The sequence below is a fragment of the Gracilibacillus phocaeensis genome, from assembly GCF_900626275.1.
In the GTDB taxonomy this organism is placed as follows: Bacteria; Bacillota; Bacilli; order Bacillales; family Amphibacillaceae; genus Gracilibacillus; species Gracilibacillus timonensis.
In genome coordinates, this window is sequence record NZ_LR131145.1 from 469967 (window position 1) to 483054 (window position 13088).

The 13088-nt window shown below is 35.2% G+C and carries 13 protein-coding genes; all 13 read right to left on the reverse strand.

Annotation, left to right across the window (positions count from 1 at the left end):
- Positions 1-7: 7 nt before the first annotated feature.
- The 13 genes from E0E32_RS18360 to E0E32_RS18420 all read right to left on the reverse strand — a co-directional run bounded on the left by E0E32_RS18360 (position 8) and on the right by E0E32_RS18420 (position 12973).
- On the reverse strand, positions 8-880 hold the full coding sequence (locus tag E0E32_RS18360) for a carbohydrate ABC transporter permease (protein ID WP_130860413.1): 873 nt from the start codon (positions 878-880) through the stop codon (positions 8-10).
- Between the two features lie 14 nt (positions 881-894).
- Positions 895-1833: an ABC transporter permease gene (locus tag E0E32_RS18365; protein ID WP_130860414.1), complete on the reverse strand. Its 939-nt coding sequence runs from the start codon at positions 1831-1833 to the stop codon at positions 895-897.
- A 102-nt stretch (positions 1834-1935) separates the two neighbouring features.
- On the reverse strand, positions 1936-3501 hold the full coding sequence (locus E0E32_RS18370; RefSeq protein ID WP_130860415.1) for an extracellular solute-binding protein: 1566 nt from the start codon (positions 3499-3501) through the stop codon (positions 1936-1938).
- 130 nt (positions 3502-3631) lie between these two features.
- Positions 3632-4603, reverse strand: a complete 972-nt coding sequence (pdxA, locus tag E0E32_RS18375) for a 4-hydroxythreonine-4-phosphate dehydrogenase PdxA (protein ID WP_130860416.1) — start codon at positions 4601-4603, stop codon at positions 3632-3634.
- Entirely contained in the window at positions 4600-5871 is a 1272-nt protein-coding gene (locus E0E32_RS18380; RefSeq protein ID WP_130860417.1) for a four-carbon acid sugar kinase family protein, read from the reverse strand. Before E0E32_RS18380 ends, pdxA begins: the two co-directional genes overlap by 4 nt.
- Before the next feature lie 437 nt (positions 5872-6308).
- On the reverse strand, positions 6309-7106 hold the full coding sequence (locus E0E32_RS18385; RefSeq protein ID WP_066191310.1) for a BtpA/SgcQ family protein: 798 nt from the start codon (positions 7104-7106) through the stop codon (positions 6309-6311).
- Between the two features lie 9 nt (positions 7107-7115).
- Positions 7116-8096, reverse strand: a complete 981-nt coding sequence (locus E0E32_RS18390; protein WP_066190913.1) for an IF-2B domain-containing protein — start codon at positions 8094-8096, stop codon at positions 7116-7118.
- A 197-nt stretch (positions 8097-8293) separates the two neighbouring features.
- On the reverse strand, positions 8294-9262 hold the full coding sequence (locus E0E32_RS18395) for a ribokinase (protein ID WP_078060044.1): 969 nt from the start codon (positions 9260-9262) through the stop codon (positions 8294-8296).
- Between the two features lie 57 nt (positions 9263-9319).
- The gene (locus E0E32_RS18400; protein ID WP_066190909.1) at positions 9320-10120 is read right to left on the reverse strand and encodes an energy-coupling factor ABC transporter ATP-binding protein; all 801 of its coding nucleotides are present in this window, start codon (positions 10118-10120) and stop codon (positions 9320-9322) included.
- Positions 10111-10971, reverse strand: a complete 861-nt coding sequence (locus E0E32_RS18405) for an energy-coupling factor ABC transporter ATP-binding protein (RefSeq protein WP_130860418.1) — start codon at positions 10969-10971, stop codon at positions 10111-10113. Before E0E32_RS18405 ends, E0E32_RS18400 begins: the two co-directional genes overlap by 10 nt.
- Positions 10968-11753, reverse strand: coding sequence for an energy-coupling factor transporter transmembrane component T (locus tag E0E32_RS18410; RefSeq protein WP_165445076.1), 786 nt, complete (start codon positions 11751-11753; stop codon positions 10968-10970). Before E0E32_RS18410 ends, E0E32_RS18405 begins: the two co-directional genes overlap by 4 nt.
- Positions 11754-11778: 25 nt before the next feature.
- On the reverse strand, positions 11779-12366 hold the full coding sequence (locus E0E32_RS18415) for a hypothetical protein (RefSeq protein WP_130860420.1): 588 nt from the start codon (positions 12364-12366) through the stop codon (positions 11779-11781).
- A gap of 94 nt (positions 12367-12460) precedes the next feature.
- Entirely contained in the window at positions 12461-12973 is a 513-nt protein-coding gene (locus E0E32_RS18420; protein WP_130860421.1) for an ureidoglycolate lyase, read from the reverse strand.
- Between the last annotated feature and the right edge of the window lie 115 nt (positions 12974-13088).

Sequence of the window (13088 nt, forward strand, 5' to 3'; positions counted from 1 at the left end):
CCTCCTATTATTGTTTTACTGAACCTATCAATATACCCTTTTTAAAATATTTCTGTACAAAAGGGTACACACATACAATTGGAATCATTGCTAGAAATACCGCAGCTGCTTTTAAATTTGATGGATTTAGCATAATTCCATTTTGAATAATGGTTTGAAATGCAGTATTTGAATCCCCTGAACTAATTACTAATTTTTTAAGCAGAACTTGAATAGTCTGTAAATCTGGGTTTTGCAAGTAGATTTGAGGTATTAAATATTGGTTCCAAATAAATACCGCATAAAATACTCCTACTGTTGCTAAAATTGGTTTGGAAATAGGGAGAAACACCTTCCACATTATTTGAAAATCATTGGCTCCATCAATATAAGCTGCTTCTTCTAACTCATATGGCAGACCTTCCAAGAATGCTTTGGTTATAATCAAATACTGCACACCAATTGCACTCGGTATAATTATGACTAATGGGTTATTCACAAAACCTAATTTCTCAAAGACAATGTACTGTGGAATAATCCCTGCCTCGAATACCCACGTAAAAATAAACAAACTCATAATGAAAAAACGACCTTTAAACTGTTTTCTTGATAATACATAAGCTGTCATATACGTAACAATAATGGCTAGTAGGGTTCCAAAAAATGTGTATATGACGGAGTTGGTAAGACCTTGCAATATATTTAACTTTGAGTCCGTTAAGACATATTTATAGGCTTCGATATTAAGATTCTTTGGAAAAAAAGTAACCTGTCCGTTTGCTATAAATTTACCATCACTAATAGACAGGAAAAGAATGTGTAAAAAAGGGAAAATACAGAGTAACGCTACCAACGACAACAAAATATGATTAAACAGATCAAAATAGTTTACTTTTTTCATGATTCACCTCTCAGTCAGAACAACCTTGAATCTGAGTATTTAGTAGAAAGTTTATTTGTTCCAACCACTAAAATAAATGCAATAACAGATTTTAATAGATTAACGGCTGTTCCATAACTATATTCTGGAAACCCTGTATTTTCAAAAACAATTCTATATACATAGGTTTGAATTACATCAGCTGTTTCATAAACACTTTGGTTATACATTAATAAAATTCTATCCAAATCAACTGTCAAGATTTCACCAACGCTGATTATTAACATGACAAATATTGTTGGTTTGATAGATGGCAGCGTTACATGAATAATTTTCTGTAATCGATTGGCACCATCTAAAGAAGCCGATTCATATAACCCAGGATCTATTGAAGACATAGCGGCTATATAAACAATGGCAGAGTATCCAAATGTTTGCCATACATGAAGTGTGACATAATTAGTTCGGAACCACCCTGGTTCTGCCATAAAAAAGATAGATTCCATACCAAAAGATGTTAAGATCATATTTACTAACCCATTAGATGGCGATAATAATGTGTAAGCAATACTCACCATTACAGCAGCTGAAATAAAATAAGGTAAAAAACTAAGTGATTGCACTGCATTTTTAATATATTTAATCCGCAATTCATTTAATAATAGAGAAAAAATAATTGGAATGGGAAACGAGATAATTAGTGTATAAAATGCTAGCAAAACGGTATTCTTAAATAAAGTCCAAATATAGGGATCTTCAAACATTTGTTGAAAATGCTTTAATCCTACAAAAGGACTCCCTAACACACCTTGAAAGGCACTAAAATCTTGAAATGCAATCATCATTCCCCCTAAGGGCGCAACTTTAAATAAAATCAGCATTACTAGCCCAGGCAGTAACATAAAGATTAACATTTTGTTCTTATTTAAGTAGCTCCATGTGCTTTTAACAAATGTAACAGATCCGGATCTCATCCTTCACACCACCATTCTATTGTTTTATTCTGATGGATAGAATGGACCCGGCTATTCACCGAGTCTTCTATCTTTTGAGAAAAATTGTGCTCCAATGCCATTCTATTTATAAAGTGCATCATAGGCTTCTTGTTGAATACCCACAATTTGTTGGTATCCTGCTTCTTCCATTTCAGCCAAAAAATCATCCCATTCACTTAAATCTCTCTCTCCAGTCACAAACTTGGTAACCCCTGCTATTACTGCTTCATTTACAGTAGCAGATAGATTGGCAATCTGTTGCGACTGTTCTGCCGTATAAGTAATATTGATACCAACTTCCAAATTCTCATCAGTAAACAAATCCAATGCAGCTTCACGTACCAAATCTGTATTCCATTGGTAAAAGGCGTTATTATCAATTGGCTTAACAAATGTTAATCGATCATTTAGAAAAGACCATCTTGGTTCACCTGCTGGAGTCGTTTCTTCTTCTGAAAAATCTACTATAAATTGTTTTTTTCCATCTACCTCTTCAAAACTTTCACCTTCTACTCCCCATGAAACCAATTCTTGTCCTTCTTCAGAAAAGAAATAGTCTAAAAATTTAATAATAGTTTCTGCTTTGTCTTCACTATCTTTATTGATAACCATAGATCTAAGGGCATTATATTGTGTTTCAGTAGGCTGAACAGATGGTTTGCCATTAACATCCTGTAAATACGACATAATTTGAATATCATAGTCCGGATCATTATCAGGACCTCCATTATCCATAAACCATGATGGACGTGTATAGTGATCATAACCGATACTTCCACTACCTGTTAGCATTTTTGATTCCCAGGATTCCTCTGTCGATGCACCAGCCACCCACTCTGGATCAATCAATCCTTCGTCATATAATGTGTGATACCATTCAACCATTTGTTTGTATCCTTCCGAATACAGATCTGTTCCTGTCTTGGCATTACCATAAATACCTGAAAATACTCCATCTTCAAAATTGGCAGTGGCGTTAAAAACACTTTGAAATCGAATAAATCCTTCTCTGCCAATCATAGGATAATAGTTTGGATTATCTTCCCCATAAAATTCCTTTAATTGTCGTAACGCATCGGTAAATTCTTCAATCGTTTGAGGTTCTTCCGTAATTCCTGCTTTCTCAAAATGATCCGCTCGATAAAAAAGGAAATCTGCAAACTTTGGCGCTTCTGCTACCACACCATAAATCGCACCTTCATCTGTAGTAATTAGATTCTCATAGTTGGGATGATCTGCAATATACTGTTTTATATTCGGAGCATGCTCTTCTATAAAGGGTTTTAAGTCCAAAAAAGCACCTTCCGTTCCATAGACAGTTGCCTGATTTACTGTAACGATTCCAGAGTCAGGGAAGCTACCACTAATGATTTGTTGATCTACCGAAGAATAGTACTCATCATCATTAGATCCACCTGCTACAAATTCAATGTCAGCATCTGTTGCTTCTATTGCGTGTTCATACCAATTATTCTCTTGTAGCCAGTCTATAAACTTATCATGCATTAGATAAGAAAAACCTTCGTTTTCACTAGACTCTTCAGCAGATGAATTATCCGAATCCGTTGAATCAGAATTACAACCTGTAATAATCAATATACTTGAAATCAGTATTAACATTGCCCAAAATTTCATATATTTTTTCATATTTTCCTCCCGTTAAAACTTTTTTTATTTACTCTATTCAACAGAAATCGCTTACATTGAACCCCTTTTCTTTCATTTAAACATTCTTAGTTTGTTATACTAACTTATTAAATCCAAAAATAATGAATGCTTACTCACCCCCTTTAGTTTTTATATGTTCTGCATACCTATATGCATGCATTAAACTATTTGTATCAGCTTTCCCTTGATACGCAATATCAAATGCTGTCCCATGGTCTACACTTGTTCGCAGCACTTGAAGACCCAGCGTCACATTGACGCCTGTATCAAAGGATAATAGCTTCATCGGTATATGGCCCTGATCATGGTACATACATACAACTGCGTCAAATTCACCTTTGACTGCTTTGTGAAAAACGGTATCTGGTGAGATAGGCCCTTCAACTGGCGTACCATTTCTATTACATTCTTCCACTGCTGGTCGAATTTCTTCTATCTCCTCTTTTCCAAATGCTCCTCCCTCACCTGCATGGGGATTAAGGCCCGCTACTGCTATTTTGGGTTTTTCCTTCATCTGCTTGATAGCCTCATAAGTTAACTTTATAACCTCACCAACCTTCTGCCTTGTTATATTTTTAATCGAATCTTTCATCGAAATATGGGTATTAACGTGAGTGACGATTAATTTATCAGAAACTAACATCATCGTGTAGCTATCTTTTTGACATATAAAAGCAATTAATTCTGTATGCCCTGTAAAATATGGATCACTTAAGCGAACAGCCTCTTTGTTAACAGGTAGAGTAACTATTGCATTCAAATAATTTGCCAATGCCAAGTGAACAGCTTTGATAATATATTCTTTTGAGGCAGCTGCCACTTTTCTAGATAACTCTCCTGGTTTAATATCTCGTTCCCTTAATAGATTCATATCCAGTATATTCAGTGCATTTGGTCGATAATCGCCCACATGATCGATCAAATGAAGAGATTGCTGATAGTTCAATCGCTTATTACAATACTCTAAAGCAGTAAAATCTCCTATCACTATAAATTCACCTGATAACTGCTTATTTTGATAAGCCTTAAGAATAATTTCTGGACCAATACCATTTGCATCCCCCATTGTGATTCCTATCATATCGTCCCCTCCATAAAGCTGGAGAATTGATTAAGATACTGTTCAATATCATTTATAATATCTTCTTCTCCCAGTGCTCCCGATTTTGTGATGATTCGAATTTTATTTTCACCATGCATTGCTATGGCGTAGGGTATACCCATGCTAACTTCTCCTATAGGAATTAAATCCTTGATTTCTAAGGTCTCTAAGACTCCCATTGCTGTTTCCCCACCAAAAATCACTAGTTTTTCAATAAAGATTTCTGAATAAACACTTTTTACAATCATATTTATTTTTTTCTGAATATTCGCAGCCAAATCTCTGCCTGATATATGATAGCTTTCAGCCAACTGTTTCAATTGAATTATATCTTTCTCATTCATTACGGAAGTTAGTAGTACAAATTTGCTTTGTCTTAATTCGTTAACCAACTCATCTTTAAGTTTTTTAAAAGGTATACTAATATCTTTATGAAACAGCAGATCACTATTTACTTTAATAATGGCTTTACCTTGCACTTTTGCCTTGTTTATCTGTGATAAGGAAACCTGATTAATACTTCCATTGATTAACAGCATCGGTCCATTGAGAACATTGCCAACTATTTCACGATTGGCAATATTGGCATATATTTTTTCTGAAATAATATGCGCTAAATCTGCACAACCGGCGATAAAGGTTAAACGACCTTTGGTTTGTAATGTTTTCACAATAGATTCTAAATGGCTCAAGCTATCACAATCATAAACATTCACTAGATTTTTCCCTTGACCTTGTACTAAATAGCTGTATACTTCATTCTTACCAATCAACTGTGCAGGAACTTGATAATCTTGATTTATAATATCTATGACATGGCTTGAAGATAATCGAGATAAGTCATTTTTAAAGATAGAATGCTGTAGCAATTGTCCATTTATATAATGAGTTCCATCAATTGTTTTTCGATTAACAGATGGATATGCTGGAACAAAGGCTAATGTTTCTTGCAATACATCAATTCCTGCTTTAAGCGTGGCAGATATATTCCCTCTCAAACCAGAATCCGTTTTCAAAAAGATTAAATCAAATTGATTGGCATGTTTTTCTAGTATATTTGCTACTTTGTTATAAGCTATTTGTGGATTGTCGTGACGACTATTTGAGTTAATTATGACAACCTCAGAGTAGGAATTAATGCTTTCTTCTATCCCTAAATAGACCGTGGTAGATATTTTTTTTTTAGAAAATTGAACACCTGAATCTAGCGCTCCTGTTAAATCATCTGCAATTAATAATGTCTTCATTTTGTCTCATCTCCAACTGCTGGAATTATTTTGCGCTGCACAATGTAGTTAAATTATAAGGAGAAATCCATCAGAGATACATAAAATTTTGTGCTCTTTATCTGGAATTTTGTATAATAATGTCGAAATAATCTGGAAGGGGATATGAAGAAATTAATCATCTATAGAGATAGATTTTATATAATGTCTACATTTATATGGAAATACACACTGAACTAAGTCTACTCTTTATTTCCCTAATACAAAAAGTAACAATTAGCCCTTTTTGACGGGATAATTGTTACTTTTTTTGATATGCTCAATGAATCAATTAAAATTGTAGCAATGCAAGCAATGAGTTCTTTCAACATCGGCTCAAGATAAATTCTATTAACACTTATGGTTTTCCGACTTTTTTGCCGCGCATTTATAAAAATATCAAACTAAGCTCTCTTAACCTACACCCTACTCACTACTTCTCTTGCACGCTTGACTTCATCCATAAATATCTTGGCGCGTTCAGGGTCTATTGGATTTTTCATGTCTCCATTTTTAATCCATGTTGCAACACATACACCATCATATTGTTGCAAAAGCTCATATACATTCTCTCCTGTTGCGCCTCCACCTAAAAAGATTGGTGTGTCTTTCACTTTCGTTCTTGCCTGTTTGACTAAGTCTAAGCTTTCACTCGGATTTTTACCAGCAATAAATAAGCCATCTGCAAATGCCTCATGCACTGATTCCCAAGCAGCATCTTGAATAGGCTTTTTACCTAACGGCACTCCATGTACTTCATATACATCAGCAAATACAGGAATATTGCTTTTAATTCTTTTTCTAAGTTCATTAATTTCTACACATTGTGCTTCTAGTAGCCCGGCACTTGTTACTTCCACACCAGTAAATAAATGTTCTACTCTTACAAAGTCTGCTCCAATCGCATCTGCCACCGATAAACCTGCTACGCCATCCCAATTCATTAATACACCTAATATTTGATTAGGGAATTCTCTTTTTATCGCTTCCCCTATTCTAGTCATATACGCAATAGCCTCTGGTGAAGAGAATTGCTTGATAGGCATATCATTCATATTTTGCAGCACGATACCGTCAAAACCATTTTCCAACACCATTTCGGTTTCCTTTAATGTTTGGTCGATAATCTCAGCTATTTTTTTATTGGTATGTCGGTAACTACCTGGTAAAGGATCAGGTTGTACCATGGATAAAGCTACACCATTCGAATGTATCATACTCAATTGTTATTCCCCCTTCAAACGATCATGGAATCTCTTACTGCTTTCAAATAATTGATTAGCAGGAATGATTCCTTCTTCCGTAATAATTGCGGTTATATATTTCGATTCAACGCCTAGTAGTTCTGGACAATCAAAATCGATTTTACTTTTTATATTCTTATCCCAATCGGAAGCTAATTCTTCTGTTAAATCATTAATCTTTAATTCTTTTTTATATCCATACATCGCTCTAATATCCATTTTTATCATCGGTGTCAGCACATATAATGGGATATTAAATTCTTTACATACTAACCCGACGATATCTGAACCGGTCGTATTAAAGGCTGTTCCATCTGGATAAAATGTCTCAGCACCAAAAAAGGCGCCATCACAATTCTTTAAATAATACATAATCGCTGCATCTGGTATAAACTTAATACGATGACCAGCGTCTTGACAGGTTTGTACAAATGGATAACCACCATTAATTATTCTACTTTCTGGTATAATGACTGTATAAGTTTTATTCTCTTTTTCTAAGTTTTGAAGCCATTTATTTACCGTACTTGAATAATCAAAAACCAAGATTGTTTTCATAGATGAGGCAACTTTAGTCCCGTATTTCACTACTTTATCTATTGCTTGTTGTGATTGCATAAGATAATCGTTCTTCTTTTGGATAATAATTCTTGTCGCTTCTTCCCTATCTAAATTTCTAACTTCCTCAATATTTTTGATCATAATATTAATCGCATTACTAATCGCCTGACTTGCTGAGCCTCTCGTCTCAATAAAGAATTGAGAAATAGTTAAGATCCTATCTATTACACTTTGCACGGATAAATTATTTTTCTTTCCATTCCATGCAATAGACTCAATCATATCGCCTATCATACTTATATGCTTACTAGCTCCCAATACTCTTTGAAAAACGATATCATCAAATGCTTGAATACTTTGTTCATCATCTAACACGTTTCTAGCTTCATCTACTTCTATCATACTTATATTCATTCCTTTCCCTATGCGTCGAGCACAAAAATATGATGAAAGCTTGCACTCCGTATTTTCTATGGTTACTTAATGATCGGAAACCTTATAAGTGAGGCAGGCGTTCCAAATCTGGTTGCCCCACCCCCTAGTACTCTTTTCTTTTATGCTTTTTTTGCTAGTAAAGCACCCTATTCAAAAACTTTGTATTATCCCATAAAATTGAGTTCATTCCAATCGAGTTCATTTGAATGAATAGATTCCTTGTACTCCTCTAGAGAAGGCAAAGATGTGATCGCTCCTTGTTTCATCACAGAAAGAGCAGCTATATTTACTGCATGTTTTACCGCTATATCTAAATCACCGCTCCTGATCCATAAAAAAGATACCGCTCCTACAAAACAGTCTCCAGCCCCCGTTGTATCTACTACATTTACTTTTGGAGCAGAATAGTGTTTGACTACCTCTCCTGTCTTAAAAACGGCACCTTCCCCACCCAAAGTTATGACAATATTGTCGATTCCTATATTAGAAATGATTTCTAGAGCTTTCTTAGCCGAATCAACAGAGTTTACATCCATTCCTGCTAAAAAAGAAGACTCTGGTTCATTAACCACTAATAAATCAACCAATTTTAGAATTTCAGCATCAATTTCTACAATTGGGGCTAAATTGAGAATGATTTTTTTTCCAAGATTAGAAGCGGTTTGAATAATGTGTTCTCCTACTTGTTTATCCATCTCCAGCTGAAGAACCGCCCCTTCTGATCGCTTCAATTTTTCTAACGATTGCGTAACGTCTTCTTCGGTTATCACTGCATTTGCACCTTTGTAGGTAACAATGGAATTATGACCAGCTTGATCCACACTTACCATTGCAATGCCCGTTTGAATACCTGATGAAATCAATACGTTATCATCATCGACGCCAGCTAGAGCAAGTTCATTTTTCATCACTTCTCCAATATGATCATCCCCTACTCGACCAACCATTGCCGTTTTTGCTTTTAATTTAGCCGCTGTAATCACCTGATTTGCTGCTTTTCCACCTGGACCGATATTAAAAGAACTAGAGGCAACCGTTTCACCAGGTTCCGGTAATTTGTCCACGTAACCAACATAATCCATATTCAAGCTTCCATAAACAATCAAGTCATATTTATTTTCCATTTTTTTCATTCCCTTTTGCGTATAAGATAAGGTATTTATACTAGCAACTTCCAGTAGGAAAAATCTCTATGATTGAGTAAGGTATTCAAGTAACTCATGTCTATATAAGATCTTTTTATCACTACCTATACCTTCTGCTAATTCACCTATTTGAGGTTTGCTAATATTAGATTCTGCCACAATGTCATTATTCCAAAAAATATTCCTTGCTGAATCATCGGCAATAATACGCTTGTTAGCCATCGCTATCACTCTTGAAAAGTTATCAGCGACAAATTCCATATCATGCGTAATGGTAATCACACTTCTTCCTTCCTCCTGCAATATGTTCAACAATTCAGCAAGCCGTTGTATACCATTAATATCTTGTCCAGCAGTCGGCTCGTCCAAGATTAAATAAGGCGTGTCCAATGCGACAAAGACAGCGATAGTGACGAACTTTCTAATGGAATATGGAATATCAAAGGGCTTCATATCCAAATATTTTTGTATCCCTGTTAATCCAGCTGCACGTTCCACTCGACTATTAATCTCTTCATCTGTTAGATTGGAGTGTTTAAAGGAATATTTCAATTCCGCCTTAACCGTGTTATTAAAGATTTGATCATCCGGGTTTTGAAAAATATAACCTACGTGTTTAGAAATTTGAGCAACCGTCTTCTCTTTAGTATTAATACCATCTACTAATACATCTCCTGTGGTGGGCTTATGCAGACCATTCAACAACTTTACTGCCGTTGTTTTACCTGCGCCATTTTGCCCGACAATTGCCACTCGCTCCCCTTTTGCAATAGTGAAATTAAGTTCTTCATTTGCAACATATCCATTAGGATAAGCAAATGAAACATTTTTAACTTCTATTGACATATCTTTTCACTACCTTTTTTCAAAATTTGATCCATCGCCTGTGATTTAGTGATAGCAAAGGTTCCGAAGGGTTGTCCCTGCTCTTTCATATCATTACTGAGCAACGCAATTTGCGGAATATTAACGCCCTTATTTAATAAATCCACATCAGAGAAAACCTCACTCGCTGTTCCACTTGTAATTAATTCTCCTTGTTTAATAACCAACACTTCATCTGCATATTCAGCTATTAGATCAATTTTGTGTTCAACAAGAAGAATCGTTTTTCCTTGTTCTTTTAACAAATGAATAATCTCAAAGATATCTGACGTACCTTTAGGATCCAACTGCGAAGTAGGTTCATCTATCACAAGAATATCCGTCCCCATTGCAATAATGGAAGCAAACGCAACCCTTTGACGTTGTCCGCCAGAAAGCTTATTGGGATTATTTTTAATCAAGTGCTCTATTTTTAGTTGCTTAACAACTTTGGTGACTCTTTCAATAATTTCTTCTCTGTCCACACCTAAATTTTCTAATCCTAATGCTATTTCTTCAAAAACGGTCTCTTTTATTCCACTGATTTGAGTGAAAGGATTCTGAAAAATATACCCAATGGTTGAAGCCAACGCACTGCTTTCCCAGTCGCGAATCTCTTTCCCTTTAATAAAAACTTCTCCTGTCAAATCCCCTCCATAAAAACTAGGAATGAGCCCTTTTATTAAATCACAAAATGTTGTTTTTCCACCGCCATTTTCACCGATAATGCCATATAACTTACCTTCTTCAAAATGGTAATTAATACTTTTTAACGCATCTTCTTCCGCAAGTGGATATCGATAAGATACGTTTTTCAATTCCATATAACTCATAATGTTATCCCCCAAATAATGAGACCTAGAATAAGAATGTCCACTAGTATCACCACTACTTTCTCAACAACTGGTGTAGGACGAAGAAATCGCAAATGCGTATTAGGATTGGTAGATGAAAATGCTCTAGCATCCATAGCAATTGACTTTTCTTCTGCTCCAGAAATCGCCCCCAAGAATAGCGGGCTTAAGACGGGAACAAAAGCTTTGATTCGTACAAATACATTACCTTCTGTCTCTATTCCTCTTGACCTTTGAGAATCCATAATCACTTTCATTTTATCCTTTAAATCGATAATTAACTGTAACGATGATAAAATCATAAAGCTGATATTGTGCGGTACACCGACTTTTTCCAAGGAGTATGTTAAATCTTCTGCTTTTATCGTAACTGTGCAAAGAACCAGTATTCCACATACGACTAACATAATCGTTGCATATTGAATGCCTAAATCGATTCCTTCCTGTGTAATATTAATAATGGCATATTGAAATATCATATTTTCACCTGGCCAAAAGATGGCACGAACAATGAAGAAAAAAGGACCAATGACCAAACCAAGCTTCAGAAATGGACCAATAAAATTTTTGAAACGACCTGAAGCAATCGCTAACATAACAAACACGAGCGTAATACCAACATTTACTTGCCAATGTTGAAAGAATAATGTAACCAACCCTAAAGCCACATAGATATTCATTTTGTTCAAAGGATTTACATTCAAAAGCCAATTATTACTTAATTGTGGACTCCTATAAGAATTTATAAATGTCTCGTCCATCTTGCATTCCTCCTGAACAGGCATTTTATTTTTTGTAAGCATTTAAAAAGACATTACCGTTTGGAAGCTTAACAAGTGTTTTCTGTGGTATATTCCTAATGATTAAATAAGCCACCAAAGCAGTAGGAGCCTTATCAATAATATCTACAGACATATTTGATATAAAAGCACTAGCCCATACTGGTACTCCAGATCCCATCAAAATTCCTCCGAATACACCTGTTCCACTGACACCAAATCCATTAAATAAGAAATAAGAAATCAAGCTTCCTGATATTCCAACAAGCATTCCCATGATTGCTCCAGCTCCAATGGTTTTTGGAATGGTAGTAAAAAACCCCTTTCTACCCAAGTATCCCGCTAAAAACCCCATTAACATAAAATTAATGACGTAAAATAAAGATTGTGGATTCGTAATCGAGATACTCAAACAAGTAAGCAAACCAACAATGATACCCGGGATAGGTCCAGCAATAGCTCCGATTGTAAATGTTCCTATCGTATCTAAAAATAGAGGCAACTTAAGTAATACGGCAATTTGACCACCAACAAAATTGACAGCAACACCTATCGGAATTAAAAATATTAGTAAACCCATGTTTCGATTCTTCATAACACGTATTCCTCCCTTTATATAGTTATGATTGCATGGCATTTTGTGTTGTAAAATGTGAAGAGAGGCTGGATACCTCTCTTGTATTCGACTGTTAAAATTTCATTTCTACCGTCTTTCCATCCATAAAAGGAACCCAAGGATTCACCATTTCATCCCCAAATTTATCTGGTTTCTTTTCAATCGCAAATAGATACGTACAATCTTTATTGGCTGGATAAGCAGGACTATGCCAAACTCCTTTATTAATGACTATGCCTTGTCCAGGTTTAATCCGAAAACATTGAACGGTCGCGACATCAGGCTCTTCATCTGGATCATTAATATCCTGACAAATAGCTACAGGTTGTATTATTTCATTATCTAAAGCAATTAATAACTCTTCCCTGCTGACATGACGTTCCATGGAATCTACTAAAAGTTCCCGTTCTTTGGTATTAACTAATCCCATTCCGATAGGTTCTGAAACATCCAACATCGCAATGTAATTCCAACAATCCCAACCATCCCCTGTTTTGGGTGGGGATGTGTTTGGAATCTCAATGACCTTTCCGAATCTTTCAAATTCAGCAGAATTAATATCTTTCACCATTGAATAATTAGACATATATGCCACTCCTTATAAATAATAATTTCTTTCAATTAGCTCAAGGAATAAAACGCTTACTTAATATGCAATAACTGTTTGCTTTTCATCTTCTTCATTCATAAACGTTACCTCT

Bases quoted from the DNA above. Each gene is read 5' to 3' on its own strand.
- E0E32_RS18365 (WP_130860414.1), bottom strand. From the start codon at position 1,833: ATGAGATCCGGATCTGTTACATTTGTTAAAAGCACATGGAGCTACTTA.
- E0E32_RS18395 (WP_078060044.1), bottom strand. From the start codon at position 9,262: ATGAAAAAAATGGAAAATAAATATGACTTGATTGTTTATGGAAGCTTG.
- E0E32_RS18405 (WP_130860418.1), bottom strand. From the start codon at position 10,971: ATGAGTTATATGGAATTGAAAAACGTATCTTATCGATATCCACTTGCG.
- E0E32_RS18420 (WP_130860421.1), bottom strand. From the start codon at position 12,973: ATGTCTAATTATTCAATGGTGAAAGATATTAATTCTGCTGAATTTGAA.
- E0E32_RS18360 (WP_130860413.1), bottom strand. From the start codon at position 880: ATGAAAAAAGTAAACTATTTTGATCTGTTTAATCATATTTTGTTGTCG.
- E0E32_RS18385 (WP_066191310.1), bottom strand. From the start codon at position 7,106: ATGATACATTCGAATGGTGTAGCTTTATCCATGGTACAACCTGATCCT.
- E0E32_RS18390 (WP_066190913.1), bottom strand. From the start codon at position 8,096: ATGATAGAAGTAGATGAAGCTAGAAACGTGTTAGATGATGAACAAAGT.
- E0E32_RS18380 (WP_130860417.1), bottom strand. From the start codon at position 5,871: ATGAAGACATTATTAATTGCAGATGATTTAACAGGAGCGCTAGATTCA.
- E0E32_RS18370 (WP_130860415.1), bottom strand. From the start codon at position 3,501: ATGAAAAAATATATGAAATTTTGGGCAATGTTAATACTGATTTCAAGT.
- E0E32_RS18415 (WP_130860420.1), bottom strand. From the start codon at position 12,366: ATGAAGAATCGAAACATGGGTTTACTAATATTTTTAATTCCGATAGGT.
- E0E32_RS18410 (WP_165445076.1), bottom strand. From the start codon at position 11,753: ATGGACGAGACATTTATAAATTCTTATAGGAGTCCACAATTAAGTAAT.
- E0E32_RS18400 (WP_066190909.1), bottom strand. From the start codon at position 10,120: ATGTCAATAGAAGTTAAAAATGTTTCATTTGCTTATCCTAATGGATAT.
- pdxA (WP_130860416.1), bottom strand. From the start codon at position 4,603: ATGATAGGAATCACAATGGGGGATGCAAATGGTATTGGTCCAGAAATT.